Annotated in this window: 10 protein-coding genes; 9 read left to right on the forward strand and 1 reads right to left on the reverse strand. The window is 52.5% G+C overall.

The features are described from left to right. Nucleotides 1-95: 95 nt before the first annotated feature. From QET93_RS02860 to rho, 7 genes are all read left to right on the forward strand, one after another. Nucleotides 96-761, forward strand: a complete 666-nt coding sequence (locus QET93_RS02860; RefSeq protein WP_280125206.1) for an Amuc_1102 family pilus-like protein — start codon at nucleotides 96-98, stop codon at nucleotides 759-761. 70 nt (nucleotides 762-831) lie between these two features. Beyond that, nucleotides 832-2682: an Amuc_1101 family PilM-like pilus complex protein gene (locus QET93_RS02865; RefSeq protein ID WP_280125207.1), complete on the forward strand. Its 1851-nt coding sequence runs from the start codon at nucleotides 832-834 to the stop codon at nucleotides 2680-2682. A 32-nt stretch (nucleotides 2683-2714) separates the two neighbouring features. Further along, nucleotides 2715-3755, forward strand: a complete 1041-nt coding sequence (locus tag QET93_RS02870) for an Amuc_1100 family pilus-like protein (protein ID WP_280131539.1) — start codon at nucleotides 2715-2717, stop codon at nucleotides 3753-3755. 22 nt (nucleotides 3756-3777) lie between these two features. Continuing rightward, nucleotides 3778-4800, forward strand: a complete 1023-nt coding sequence (locus tag QET93_RS02875) for an Amuc_1099 family pilus-like system protein (protein WP_280131540.1) — start codon at nucleotides 3778-3780, stop codon at nucleotides 4798-4800. 72 nt (nucleotides 4801-4872) lie between these two features. After that, on the forward strand, nucleotides 4873-7599 hold the full coding sequence (locus QET93_RS02880) for an Amuc_1098 family type IV pilus outer membrane protein (protein WP_280131541.1): 2727 nt from the start codon (nucleotides 4873-4875) through the stop codon (nucleotides 7597-7599). A gap of 124 nt (nucleotides 7600-7723) precedes the next feature. Next, nucleotides 7724-8335, forward strand: a complete 612-nt coding sequence (gene coaE / locus QET93_RS02885; RefSeq protein ID WP_322190092.1) for a dephospho-CoA kinase — start codon at nucleotides 7724-7726, stop codon at nucleotides 8333-8335. Continuing rightward, complete coding sequence (gene rho, locus QET93_RS02890; RefSeq protein WP_280131543.1) at nucleotides 8328-9752, forward strand: transcription termination factor Rho; 1425 nt, start codon at nucleotides 8328-8330, stop codon at nucleotides 9750-9752. The genes coaE and rho overlap by 8 nt, the downstream gene beginning before the upstream one ends. A gap of 89 nt (nucleotides 9753-9841) precedes the next feature. Here the strand turns inward: rho and cobA are convergent, their stop codons facing one another. Next, nucleotides 9842-11365 carry a uroporphyrinogen-III C-methyltransferase gene (gene cobA / locus QET93_RS02895; RefSeq protein WP_280131544.1) on the reverse strand — a complete coding sequence of 508 codons (1524 nt, stop codon included), beginning with the start codon at nucleotides 11363-11365 and terminating at the stop codon, nucleotides 9842-9844. Between the two features lie 141 nt (nucleotides 11366-11506). Here cobA and QET93_RS02900 point away from each other — a divergent pair, with 141 nt between their 5' ends. After that, on the forward strand, nucleotides 11507-11911 hold the full coding sequence (locus QET93_RS02900; protein WP_280125214.1) for a hypothetical protein: 405 nt from the start codon (nucleotides 11507-11509) through the stop codon (nucleotides 11909-11911). Nucleotides 11912-11951: 40 nt separating this feature from the next. Beyond that, nucleotides 11952-13181, forward strand: a complete 1230-nt coding sequence (locus QET93_RS02905; protein WP_280125215.1) for a class I SAM-dependent RNA methyltransferase — start codon at nucleotides 11952-11954, stop codon at nucleotides 13179-13181. Nucleotides 13182-13184 lie beyond the last annotated feature (3 nt).

Here is a 13184-nt window from a genome sequence, read left to right on the forward strand (position 1 = left end):
AGAATGCTTTTTTTTGCTAAAGGAGGAGAAATTGGAAGCTTTTGCTAGCCATGGGGGGGGATTTATTGTAGTAGAGATAAGAATTGAATTCTCCTATGAAGACTGCTCTTAAAATGATGTTGGCCGTAGCTGGCGCTTTTTCTCTATTCTCGGGCTCTGCTCAGGCAGAAACGGTGGTGAAGGTGGTCGGCCCCGTGAAGATTGAACGTGTCCAGTCCATGGATTCCCCGACAATCCAGGCTCAGACGAGGGATATGAGATTCAAGCCCAAGGCATGGGCCTACCTCGAAGCTGCTATCAAAGTCGATGCGCGGGATTCTGTAACCAGGAAGGCGCCTCTGTTTCTCAACGATTTGAAAGTCAAATTTTATGTGGCTGTCAAAACTCCCCCGGATGAACGTCCTGCCGGGACCCTCCTGTTGACCAAGGAAATTACCTATGTGAATGTCCCTGTCGGGGAAACATTCTACGCCTGCGTTTTCCTTTCTCCCTCTTCCGTCAAACGTCTGACCGGTTCGGAAACCGTGCTGGGTTCTCTCTTCGAAAAGACAGGAATTTCTATTTCTTATGGTGACAAGACCATTTATCCGGAAACGGGAGGGCGCAAGAAAAACTGGTGGGAGAGCCAATCTCTTACCCTCAGCGAAAACTATCCTCTTCTCAGCAAGAACCAGACTCCTTTCATGATGCTCTGGTATGACCGTTACCCGGAAATCTCCCCCAAGAGCGACGAGAATTCCTCAGGCGGTGCTACCGAGTAACCCTGTTGCATGATCAAAATACTTATGTTATCTCTCTCAGTATATTACGAAATCCTAACACCACCAGTACATGTCTGATAGCCGACAAATTGTAGCGTTAAACGTGGGGTCCAAACGGGTAACGATGGGCGTCTTTACCCGTTCCGGCAAGAACGGTCTGGCCCTGAGCCGTTATGGATCGCGAGTCCTTGATCTTGATCCTTCCGAGGAATCCATGCGCCTTGGACAGATGAGTTCCGCCATCGGAGAGCTTGTCAGCGAACTCAAAGTTAAAGGCAGTACGGTCAACTACTCCGTTTCCGGACAATCCGTTTTCATCCGTTTCATCAAACTGCCCCCGATCGATAATGCCGATGTGACCCAGCTTGTTAAGTTTGAGGCCCAGCAGCAGGTACCGTTCCCGATCGATGAAGTAATCTGGGACTACCATCTTCTTCCTTCCAACGGACTGGAGCAGGAAGCTGTTCTTGTCGCTGTCAAGGCGGACGCCCTCAATAGTCTTGATGATGTCGTCGAGTCCCACGGATTAGTTACCGGCCAGGTTGATTGCGCTGTGGCATCAATCTATAATGCGTATCGTGACAGTTACCCGGATGACAATGACCCGGCGATGATTATCGACATCGGAGCCAAGACGACGGACTTGATCTACTGTGAGGCAGGCCGTTTCTTTACCCGCAGTATTTCAGCCGGCGGCGTGTTCATTACGTCGGCTATTGCCCGTGAGTTTAATACGAGCTTTATGGAGGCTGAACAGGCCAAGGTTACCAAGGGCCTCGTATCCATGACTAATGGACAGACTGAGGGAATGGATCCTGAAGTGGCTGCCTTGGCTACGAGTATTCGCAATGCGATGACACGCCTTGCTTCCGAAATCCAGCGTACGACGAACCATTACCGGGCCCAGATGCATGGTAGTGCCCCTGTTAAGGCATATTTGTGCGGCGGCGGAGCTTCTCTTCCCTATACTAAAGAATTCCTTGAAGAACGTCTGGGAATCCCGGTTGCATTCTTCAATCCGTTGCACAATGTGGGCGTAGGTTCGCAGGTCAATGTGGACAAAGTGGCTGCCGAGGCATACATGTTGGGCGGCATTGTCGGTACCGCATTGGATGCCGTGGGACGTGCTGCGATCAATATCGATCTGGTTCCGACTGCTGTCGGTAGAAGACGTGAGGCCAAGCGCAAGTTGCCAAAGGTGATCATGGGAGTTGTTATCGCCGTGATTGGTGCCGGTATTTATACGGCAGCTTCCTTCATGAGTCTGGAACGTGCCGTAGCAGTGGAAAAAGTCGTTGGTGCAAAAGAAGAAAGCGTGCAGGCGTTGGCAAACAAGATTGCGAAAAACAAGACTGCCATCAACGATCTCAACGGCAAGTTGGCCCAGTACGAACTTCTTTCCCTGCAACGTTACGGCTATTCGTCCCTGCTCTCCGAGTTTGTGGATACGGCTCCTAGCGATGCTTTCTGGGTAACGGATTTTTCGCCGTTGACCAATTACAATCCCAACAACATTGACGGAATGTCGGGCGATGCCATCGTGAAGGATACCTTTGCGACGGAAAAGGCCAGTTCCATTGTCGTTCCTACTACTCCGGATGCTTCGGCTGCTGCCAAACGCCCGGGGGCGGGTCAGGCGAGTGCCCCCAAGCGGCTTGAAGTCAATGCCATTCTCTTGAAAGGTTTTGTTCGCAATGCCTTGGGAGGAGAATCCGTCATTCAGGACATCCGCAAGAAGATCGAAGCCAATGGAGACAAGTCCCTGTTTACCTTCAAGAAGCCCGATGGCTCTCCTTTGGAAATGAGACAGGTTCTTGCTGCAGGCGATGCCAAGACGAGCAATAATTTCGTCAAGTCATTCTCTCTGGTGCTGCCTCTCAAGCGTCCCTTGCCGGTTACGACTCAAGAACAACAGAACTAATCACCCACGGTAAAAGTTAAACGAACACTATTATGAGCAGTTGGATCAAAGAAAACAAAGCATCCATTATTGCCGGAGGAATCGGGGTTGTTCTCGTAGCGGGCATTGCCGCCGTGGGCATCTCCAAGAATTCGGAAGCCGAAATACTTCAGCAAAAAATCCGTTCGGCGGAAGGCAGCATTCAATCCATGGCCCGGGATGTCATGCCTCCTACTGAGGAGGTGTTGAAGCAATCGTCGGAAATCCTTAAGGATTACAAGGAAAGCATGTCGTCTATTGAGGCTCTTTATGCTCCATTCCGCAAAAATTGCGTTTTGGAGAATATTGACGCCCAGGCGTTCCAGAATGACTTGAAAAAGATGACGGCGGATTGGAAGAATGCCTGTGCGGCCAAGAACATTATTGTGACTCCTGAAGCGCAGTATATGGGCTTCAATGCCTATATGGCATCGGCTCCGCCTTCGACGGCAGCTCCGATGTTAAACTTTGAGCGTCTGGGAATGAATTACTTCCTGACCAAGCTTGCCGAAAGTGGAGTGAGCAAATTCATGCGCGTGTACCGTGCTCCTCTTGCAATTGAAGCAGTGGGCGCAGATACCAAGGCTAAAAGTAACGCCAGGCCGGAAGTTTCTGCCCGTCCTCGTGGAGGTAAAAAAGCTTCTTCCGAGTTGTGGCAGCCGTTGACCTTCGAAGTCGCATTTATGGGAGACCGCCAATCGGTGGCTACGTTCCTGAATGATATTACGACGAACGACCAATATCTCTTCACGATTTCCGCTCTCCGCGTTAAGAATGAAATCCAGACGCCTCCTTCCTATGAGAAGCCCAAGACTGCCTCTGCGGCGGCCTCGGCTGTCAAACCTTCCTCTCCCGGTATATCTTTGGCCGGAGGAGTGGGAACAGGAGAGGTCAAGCGTGATGTGAGGCCGGCCGACAGCAATGAAGAGGATGATGCACCCAAGTCGGTGGAAATCCTTCGCCAGGTACTGGGAAATGAGAAAGTTAATGTCCATTTGGTCGTGAGTCTCATCTACTTCCCTGAACAGCCCGAAACTGCAACCAAGAACAAATAACCCCCATCGATAGAATCAAGTTATGTCTTTTTCAGAAAAATACGATAAAGTAGCTCTTGCTGTCGGCGGAATCCTGGGCCTGGCTGGTCTCGGTGTTGGCGCATTGACCTATGTCAATCTCGATGAGACCTACAAGGTAGACACGGCCGTTTCCAGTAGCAAGGTATCCGTTCCCGGAGTGGATCAGTCCTTGGAGCTGGAGGCTTATCTGAACGAAAATCATGAGATCAAACGTCCCAAGGTTGGTGCTCAGAATTTCGATCTGTTCGTTGCTCCGGAACTGTGGTTGAAGTCTGGTGATACGACTCCGATCGATATTAATGCCGGACCTCCCATTCATCCTCCGATTCCCAATACATGGTTCCTGGAGAACGGCTTGGCGGATATCCTCCGTTTTTCCGATGCGCTGACGCAGGATCCCGATGGAGATGGATTTACAATTCGAGAGGAATTCGAAGCCAAGACGAATCCTAAAGACCCCAACAGTCATCCTCTGCTGATTGCCAAACTTGGCTTGACCGGCTTTTCTGCTACCGGCTATCAGCTCGTGTTCTCTTCCGACGACATGCCTCCCGACTACACCTTCAAGGCGCTGGCGCGTAATGGTGCCACATTGTGGCGTGAAGACGTTAAAGTTGACGCCACCATGCCCACGCCCAAAGAAGGTAAACCTGCCGTGCAGGATCCGGGGCGCTTCAAGTTGAAGGAAGTAACCAAAAAGGAATTTGAGTCCAAAACCGGAATCAAGGAAAATGAGTCTGTTGCTATCGTGGAAGATTTAAAACCCACGAAAGCAGGAACCATTTACGAGATCCGGAAGGGGAATAAATATCCTGCCGTTATCCAAGATAAATCGGTTGAGTTAACTATTTCCGCCGGACCCAAGTCTGGTGAAACCATCAAGGTTGAAGAAGGAAAAACTTTCACGATTCCTGGTGACGACAAGACGGTTTACACTTTGGAAACCGTTGACCTTAAGTCGAGATCGGCTATTCTCAAAGCCGAAATCGATGGCAAGAACAGAACCTGGAACCTGAGCAAATAATAAACAAATCGGCGCTTTTCTGAAAAAAAAGCTTCACAAATCTCGAAAATCTGCAAAAAGAATTACCTAACTATGGATCAAGCACCTCTCTATCATTCCAAGCGAAGCCTCATCGCTTTGATGGCCATCGCTGCCTCCTGCCCCTTTGTGCAGGCCGGTGACTACGGAGCCGTAGGCGCCTCCAGCGCCGCCGGTACCTCTGCCGCCGGTTACTATGGCGGTGGTCAGTCCGATATCGCCCGCAGGGCTCAGGCTCGTCGTGAAGAACGCACGCAGGAGTCCATGAGTACCTTGGAAAAAGGCCGCCAGTACTATCGCGACCAGAAGTACAAGGAAGCTCTGGATGAATACAACCGTGCTCTCGACATTCTGCCCAAGGCTCCCGTTACGGATTCCCGCCGCGCTTTCATTGTTCAAAGCATTGGGGAAGCCAGCGTTGCCCTTGCCCAGCAGTATGTGAAGATCGGCCAGTATGACGAAGCCCGCCAGCTTCTCATGGATGCGCTCAAGATCAACCCCTGCAACAAGCTTGCCCAGCGTGAACTTGATTACCTGGACGATCCTGTCCGCACGAATCCGGCCAAGACTCCTCAGTACGTCAAGGATGTGGAAGAAGTCAACAAGCAGCTCCGCATGGCATACGGGTTCTTTGACTTGGGACAGTTTGACGCTGCCAAGAGCAAATTCCAGCAAGTGCTCCGCATTGATCCGTACAATACGGCCGCCCGTCGTGGTATGGAAACGGTGGATCGCCGCCGCGACCAGTACTACCGTGCCGCCTACGATCAGACTCGTGCCGAAATGCTCGCCGAAGTAACCAAGGCTTGGGAAACTCCTCTTCCTCTGGAAGTGCCTACAGACGGCGACAATAGCGGTTCCCAGCCGGTGGAAGCATATGGTGCTACGGCCAATACGATGAAACTCAAGTCGATCATCATTCCTGTTGTCGATTTTGAGGACACGACTGTTGAAGAAGCCATTGAATTCCTGAGAAACCGTTCCCAGCAGCTTGATAATAATCCCGGTGCGAATGGCGAACGCGGTATCAACTTTGTGATCAGTGATTCCCAGGCTGGCGGCAGTCCAGCTCCTACCGAAACCTCTCTTGATCTTTCCTTTGACGAAGGAACCGAAGGGGCCGATGCCGGAACACCCGCTCCCGCTCCCGCTCCCGCTCCTGAGCTCAAGACCAAGCGTATCAAGCAGCTCAAGTTGCGCAACGTTCCGATGATCGAAGTGCTGAAATTCATCTGCCAGAATGCCGGACTGCGTTATAAGGTGGAAGACTATGCTGTCGCTATTCTTCCTGCCGGTGGCAATGATACGGATTTCTACACCCGTACGTTCACTGTTCCGCCGAACTTTATTTCCTCTCTGGATTCCGCTTCCGGTGAATCCGGAGACGGTGCAGCGGCCGATCCGTTTGCCGATACATCGTCATCCGGTGGTTCCTCCAGCATCCGTCCTCGGCCCCCGGTGACGACCTTGTTGAAGAACGCTGGCGTTTCCTTCCCTGATGGAGCTTCTGCTTCCTACTTCGCAGGTAACTCCACCCTTTTGGTGCGCAACTCCACGGCCAACCTCGATATGGTTGAGCAGTTGATTGAAAACCTGAAGGGCAAGAACAAGCAGGTCAGAATCATGACCAAGTTTGTGGAAATCACTCAGGAAAACACGGATGAACTCAGCTTTGACTGGGTGGTGACTCCGTTCTCCGCCAATGATTCCCGTTCCCTCTTTGTCGGTGGTGGCAATGGTTCCAATTCCGGCTTGACGTCCAATGACTTCGTTTCTGCTCCGAACTCGAATGTCGGCAATTGGCCGATCAATTCGGCTAATAACCTGAACGGTCTCGCTACAGGTGGTGTCCGCTCCGGTAGCGCTGCCATTTCCAGAGACGGCATCGATAACTTGTTGCGTACTCAGAATCGTACGGAAGCTACTGCTATTAATCCGGCTCCCGGCATTCTGTCCATGACCGGTATTTACGATGAAGGTGCTTTCCAGGCTATTATGCGTGGATTGAACCAGAAGAAGGGTTCCGATGTTTTGACGGCTCCCAGCGTGACGGCCAAGCCCGGTGATGAAGCAACCATCCAGATTATTCGCGAGTTTATCTACCCGACTGCATTCGAACCCCCGCAACTTCCCCAGAGCACGGGTAACAACTACAATGATAGTTATCGTGGTTCGTCGATTCTCGACGGTTTGACTGGTTCGAGCCAGCCCACCGTGAACTCGTTCCCGGTGACGCCGACGACTCCGACGGAATTCGAAATGAAACCTGTTGGTGTGACTCTCAAGGTGCAACCCCAGGTCGGTGAAAACGACTATGTGATTGAAATGGGCTTCGAACCTTCCATTATTGAGTTCGAAGGATTCGTCAACTACGGTAGTCCGATTCAGTCCACTGGTGTCGGCAGCGACGGTCAGCCCGTTTCCATCACGTTGACGGATAACCGTATTGAACAGCCCATCTTCTCCACTCGTAGCGTGAAGACCAGCCTGTTCGTTTACGACGGTCACACGGTTGCCATCGGTGGTTTGATTTCCGAAAATGTCCAGATGGTTGAAGACAAGGTACCGATCTTCGGTGATCTTCCCTTTGTCGGCCGCTTCTTCCGCGGTAATTCCGAAAGCCACATCAAGAAGAATCTGATGATCTTCGTGACAGGTCAGATCATTGATGCTACCGGCCAGCCGATTCGTGGTCGTGGCGCTTCGGATACCCCTGCCTCCCCTGGCGATACCGCCATGATCGGTGGAGCTGATTCCGGCCTTCTTCCGCCGGTTCCGTAATCGAAGGAGATTGCCAGCCATACGGCTTGTTTTGCAGGCAGGCACAGGTTATCCTGTGCCTGCTTTTTATTCTGTGGGATGAACGTGATCCGAACGATAGGAAGAAGAAAGCCAATCTATCGCAATGATGATGAAAGTGCTTGTATTGACAGGAGGGGTGGCCTCCGGTAAGTCGACCGTTCTCCGGCATTTGTTGGCTCTGGGGAATGGGAAGATTGTCTGTTTTGACTGTGACAGAGAAGTGGGACGTCTCTATGAAAGCGGTAGTGTGGCGCCTCTGTTGTTGGAAGCCTTTGGACCGGATTGCCTGCAGGTCGACGGTTCCGTCAATCGTTCCTGGTTGCGGGAACTTGTTTTTGGAAATCCGGAGGAACGTTCCCGCCTGGAGGCGTTAATCCACCCGGTACTGCAACAAGAATGTCTTGCACGGGTGGATGCCATGCGGCAGAATGAAGCTGTTAAGGGTTTTGTCATTGATGTCCCTCTGTTTTTCGAAGGAGGGGCGGATTATGGTCAAGACGCGGTATGTGTCGTGGGTGTATCTCCGGAAACCCAGCGTATGCGTTTAGCCAGACGAAACGGATTTGGCGGTGAATTGATCCAGTCGATTCTTTCAGCTCAGTTGCCATTATCCGTAAAGCTGGCTCGGGCGGACATGGTTCTTTGGAATGAAGGACCCGAATCTCTCCTCTACAGCCAGACAGAACGTTTATACCATCATTTTTTTCATGAATGAAGAACAACAGGAATTGAACCTTGATCAGGAGGACCCCGTCCAGGACGCCGTTCCGGGGGGAGCTGTGGAAACTATTGTCCCAACAGATGGGGCGAGTCCCGAATATGCAGATAGTGTCCAACCTTCGCAAATTGCGGAAGCTGTCTCTTCTGTGGAGTCGTTGCCCATTCTTTCCGTGAATGAACTGAGGCTGCATTCCATGACGGAGCTCCAGCAAATGGCCGAAAATACTTCGCTTCGCAATATCGGCGGACTGACGAAATCCCAATTGGTTTTTGAATTGGGCCGCTTGTATCTGCGTGAAGGGCGTGACCTGGTTGTAGAGGGAGTCATGGAGCAGGCCAAGGATAATTATGCCATGTTGCGTGATCCGGTGAAGAGTTTTCGCACGTCTCCCGATGATATTTATGTATCGGGTGAGTTGATTCGGAGACATGGCCTGAAAGTCGGTAATATGGTCAAGGTTCGTTTGCGCCGGTTGCGTCCGCATGACAAATATCTGTCTGCTTGCGAAGTGCTGGAGGTGGAGGGTATCCCTGCCGAGGAATATCGCGCCGTGAAGGACTTTGACAAATTGACGCCGTTGTTTCCGCGGGAACGCATTATTCTGGAGAATAAAGAAATCGATTCACCGGCGATGCGGGTTCTGGATCTGGTGACTCCCTTCGGCAAGGGCCAGCGCGGCTTGATTGTGGCTCCACCCCGTGGAGGAAAGACGATTTTGCTCAAGACGATCGCACGTTCGATTCACGCCAATTACCGTGATATTGAACTGATTGTCCTCTTGCTTGATGAACGGCCGGAGGAAGTGACGGACTTTGAAGAAACGGTGGGAGTGTCCGTGTTTGCCTCTACGTTCGATGAACCTTCGCGCCGCCATGCCCAGGTTTCCGATCTGGTGATTGAACGGGCCAAGCGTCTGGTGGAGCAGGGGAAGGACGTCGTTATTCTTCTGGATTCCCTGACGCGCCTGTCGCGTGGCTATAATGCTAACCAGAGCGGAGGTCGCATTATGTCCGGTGGTCTTGGTTCCAATGCTCTGGAAAAACCGAGAAAATTCTTTGGAGCTGCCCGCAATGTGGAAGAGGGGGGCAGCCTGACGATTTTGGCGACCTGTCTTGTCGACACGGAATCCCGTATGGATGAAGTGATTTTTGAAGAATTCAAGGGAACGGGGAATATGGAAATCCGGTTGGACAGGGAATTGTCCGAACGCAGAATTTATCCCGCTATCAGTCTGAGTCAGAGCGGTACTCGTAATGATGACCGCCTGTATAACGAACAGGAGTTCCAGAAGATCCTCCAGGTACGCCGCCAGTTGGCCGTGCTGCCCGGCTGGGAAGGCTTGGAACTGCTGCTCAAGAATATCGCCAGAACGCAGAATAATGCGGAGTTGGAGATCATGGGGTTGCGTTAAGGCTATTTCTGCAACGTACCGACATTTTCAGGGCGAAGAGGGAGTACCCTCTTCGCCCTTTATGTTTCCTTGGGATGGGATTGGGACGGTTACTTCTTGCCGACGGCTTTGACGATGGCGGCCACAAGTCCGTCGATATCGTATTGCGAAGCCTTGATGGAAGGTGCATGACCAAGTTCCGTAAGAGCCTTGGTCGTAACGGGGCCGATGCTGGCTGCCTTGCATTTGTCCGGCCAGGGAAGATCAAGCTTGAAGAAGTTTTCCGCCGTAGAAGAACTAGTGAAGGTGATGATATCCGCCCCATCGCGGCGGAGGCGTTCCTGGGCTCCCTGGATGTCGTCCGTTTCGGCGACTGTCTTATAGGCGATACATTCGTCGACGATGGCTTGCATGTCGGCAAGTCCCGTGGCGATGACGTTTCTTGCTCCTTCGGCGTGGATCCACAGTATGGTCCTGTGTTCGATGCCTCCGATTTCCGGTCGGGCATCTTTGAAGGCCTTGACCAGGCTTTCCGCAACGGATTTCTGAGGCATGAGGTCGACAGCAAGTCCGTATTCCTTAAGTTTGGCTGCCGTTCCCGGGCCGATGGCGGCAATGCGGGCTCCTCCGATGTGGCGGATATCGTTGAAAGCGGCGAAGAAGGCTTTGAAGAATCGTTCGACGCCGTTCGGACTGGAGAAAATGAGCCATTCGTAAGAGTGGGCATCGACGACAGTTTCAGCGAAGCTCCTGATATCGGTCGGATCGGTGATCCGGATGGTGGGCAGCTCAATGACATCGGCACCCAGTGAACGGAGTTTTTTGCTGAGACCTCCGGCTTGTTTCCTTGTCCGGGTGACGACGATGCGTTTGCCGAAGAGTGGCAGTTTTTCAAACCAATTGATAGACGCGCGTTCCTGGACGACATCGCCGATGACGATGACGGCCGGTGATGACAGTCCGGCTTTCCGGACGAGTTGGTCTAGTGTTTTGACGGAACCGGCAACCGTTTTCTGACGTCCTGTAGTGGCCCATTGGATAGCTGCGGCAGGAGTGTCGGCATTTTGCCCGCAGGCAATGAGGCCTTTCATGATTTCGCCGAGGCGGCTCATGCCCATGAGGATGATTTTGGTGCCGCTTGCTTTGGCAATTCCTTCGAGGTCAAGTATGGATTCCCGTTTATCGGGCGATTCGTGGCCGGTGAAGACGGTGAATTGGGTGCAATGCTTCCTGTGTGTGACCGGAATGCCGGCGTAGGCCGGGCCGGCGATGGCCGATGTGATGCCGGGAACGATTTCGAAGGGAATCCCCTCTTGCTGGAGAGCTTCGGCTTCTTCTCCTCCTCGTCCGAAAACCATGGGATCTCCTCCTTTGAGGCGTACGACGTTTTTCCCCTCTTGGGCTTTACGGACAAGGAGACGGTTGATTTCATTCTGCGGAAGGGCATGGTTGGAAGAGCGCTTGCCGACGTATATGCGTTCGCATCCGGAAGGTGCCCACGTCGGGATGTCGGGGCAGATGAGAGCGTCGTAAACGAGGACATCGGCAGCTTCGATCAATTCTTTGCCCTTGACGGTCATGAGCCCGGGATCTCCGGGACCGGCGCCTACCAGGTAAACAGTGCCATTTTTCATAGTCGGGTGCATATGGATGAATCTATTGAACACGATCTCTTCGATCCGTGCCATCATATTCACCGGCATTGATGGTAAAAATGAATGAAGGAGTGACATTGGTGTTGCGTCCCGGCCTCCCTCTTGCAACAATCAGGCCTCATGAGACACGTGACGTTCATTGCCGGAGCACTGCTGAGTCTGTCCTTCTCTTCCTGCTCCACAAACCAGACGCCTCCTGCCAGCGATGGAGAGGCGAAGGTTGCTCCTGAACAGCCTGCAGCCTCTCCTGACAAAAAGGATGGAGAGGACAGCCGGGTGGTTCCCGTTGTCTTGCCCGGCAGCCAGGGGGCGGGGGCTTCCGGTTCCCTTGGAATTTTGTCGTTGCCTTCTGAAGTCCGGGATCCGTCCGCCGATCCGGATGATTACGCCATTCCTTCTGGGCCGCTGCCCGGAGAGGTTCCGAACGGTCTCCGGACTCCGACTCTTCCCGATGTTCTGCCTCTGACGTTGGATGGCAAGATCAATCCTGCGGCTGCTTCGCCTTCTCCCGTTTCTACTTTTTGATTCATTTCCCTACTCCTCGATTATTCTTTCCCATTGACTCATGGCCGATATACAACCCCCGAAAAAATTTCATCCCGAGCCATACCCTTATCATCATGAACTGGAATTGGAGATTGAATCATTGTCTAATTCCGGAGAGGGCATTGCCCGTGACAACGGCTGGGTGATTTTTGTCCCGTTTGCCCTTCCCGGTGATCGTGTGAAGGCCAGGGTGTGGCGCAATGACAAGAATTGTTCCTCCGCCGATTTGGTTGAGGTACTGACTCCGTCTGTTGACCGGGTGGAGCCGCAATGCAGGTTGTTCGGTTTTTGCGGAGGCTGTCAGTATCAGCATCTTTCCTACGACAAGCAATTGGAGTGGAAGACCCGCCAGGTTGCCGACCTGTTGCGTTTGCAGGCCGGGCTGACGCTTGACGTCAAGCCGGCGATAGCCTCGCCCGTCCGTTATCACTACCGTTCGAAAATTACCCCCCATTTCGACAAGCCGAAGAATTCTCAGGCAGGCCTGGGGCCGATTGGCTTCCTGAGGGTTGGTTCCCGGCGTGATATTGTCGATGTGCCGCAGTGTGAAATTGCTCTGGAATGTATCAACGAGGCTTTGCCGCAAGTGCGGAAGAACTATCAGAAAGCGGCATCCCAGTTCAAGAAAGGGGCGACCATCCTGATGAGGGCTTCCGAGGGGACGGTTATTACCAATAACGGGAGTATCGCTTCCGAAAAGGTAGGGAACCTCGAATTCCATTTCCTGGCTGGAGACTTCTTCCAAAATAATCCGTACATTCTGCCCTTGTTTACATCGTATGTGGCAGATGAAGCCTCCTCCGGCGGGGAAGAATATCTGGTGGATGCCTATTGCGGTTCCGGGTTGTTTGCCTTGACGCTTGCCTCCCGGTTCAAAAAAGTACTGGGGGTTGAGGTGAGCGAAAGTTCGGCTGATTGGGCTCGTAGCAATGCCCGGACGAACGGAATCGACCATGCAGAGTTCCTTGCCGCGGATGCGAGTGCCATTTTCGAACAGGTGACTTTTCCGTCCGGCAAGACGGCTGTCGTCATCGACCCTCCCAGGAAGGGATGCGATTTGAACTTCCTGACCCAGCTTTTTGCATTTGCCCCGGCCAAGGTGGTTTATGTGTCCTGCAATCCGTCAACCCAGATACGTGACTTGGCGGAATTTGACAAAGCCGGTTACCGGGTGACGTCCGTTCAGCCCTTTGACTTGTTCCCGCAGACGAAGCATCTGGAATGCGTCGTGACGCTTGTACGCGGCTGAAGA

It is taken from the genome of Akkermansia sp. N21116 (assembly GCF_029854705.2).
GTDB lineage: Bacteria > Verrucomicrobiota > Verrucomicrobiia > Verrucomicrobiales > Akkermansiaceae > Akkermansia.

Coding starts and splice junctions, on each gene's coding strand:
- QET93_RS02860 (WP_280125206.1), top strand. CDS start 96: ATGAAGACTGCTCTTAAAATGATGTTGGCCGTAGCTGGCGCTTTTTCT.
- QET93_RS02865 (WP_280125207.1), top strand. CDS start 832: ATGTCTGATAGCCGACAAATTGTAGCGTTAAACGTGGGGTCCAAACGG.
- QET93_RS02870 (WP_280131539.1), top strand. CDS start 2,715: ATGAGCAGTTGGATCAAAGAAAACAAAGCATCCATTATTGCCGGAGGA.
- QET93_RS02875 (WP_280131540.1), top strand. CDS start 3,778: ATGTCTTTTTCAGAAAAATACGATAAAGTAGCTCTTGCTGTCGGCGGA.
- QET93_RS02880 (WP_280131541.1), top strand. CDS start 4,873: ATGGATCAAGCACCTCTCTATCATTCCAAGCGAAGCCTCATCGCTTTG.
- coaE (WP_322190092.1), top strand. CDS start 7,724: ATGATGATGAAAGTGCTTGTATTGACAGGAGGGGTGGCCTCCGGTAAG.
- rho (WP_280131543.1), top strand. CDS start 8,328: ATGAATGAAGAACAACAGGAATTGAACCTTGATCAGGAGGACCCCGTC.
- cobA (WP_280131544.1), bottom strand. CDS start 11,365: ATGAAAAATGGCACTGTTTACCTGGTAGGCGCCGGTCCCGGAGATCCC.
- QET93_RS02900 (WP_280125214.1), top strand. CDS start 11,507: ATGAGACACGTGACGTTCATTGCCGGAGCACTGCTGAGTCTGTCCTTC.
- QET93_RS02905 (WP_280125215.1), top strand. CDS start 11,952: ATGGCCGATATACAACCCCCGAAAAAATTTCATCCCGAGCCATACCCT.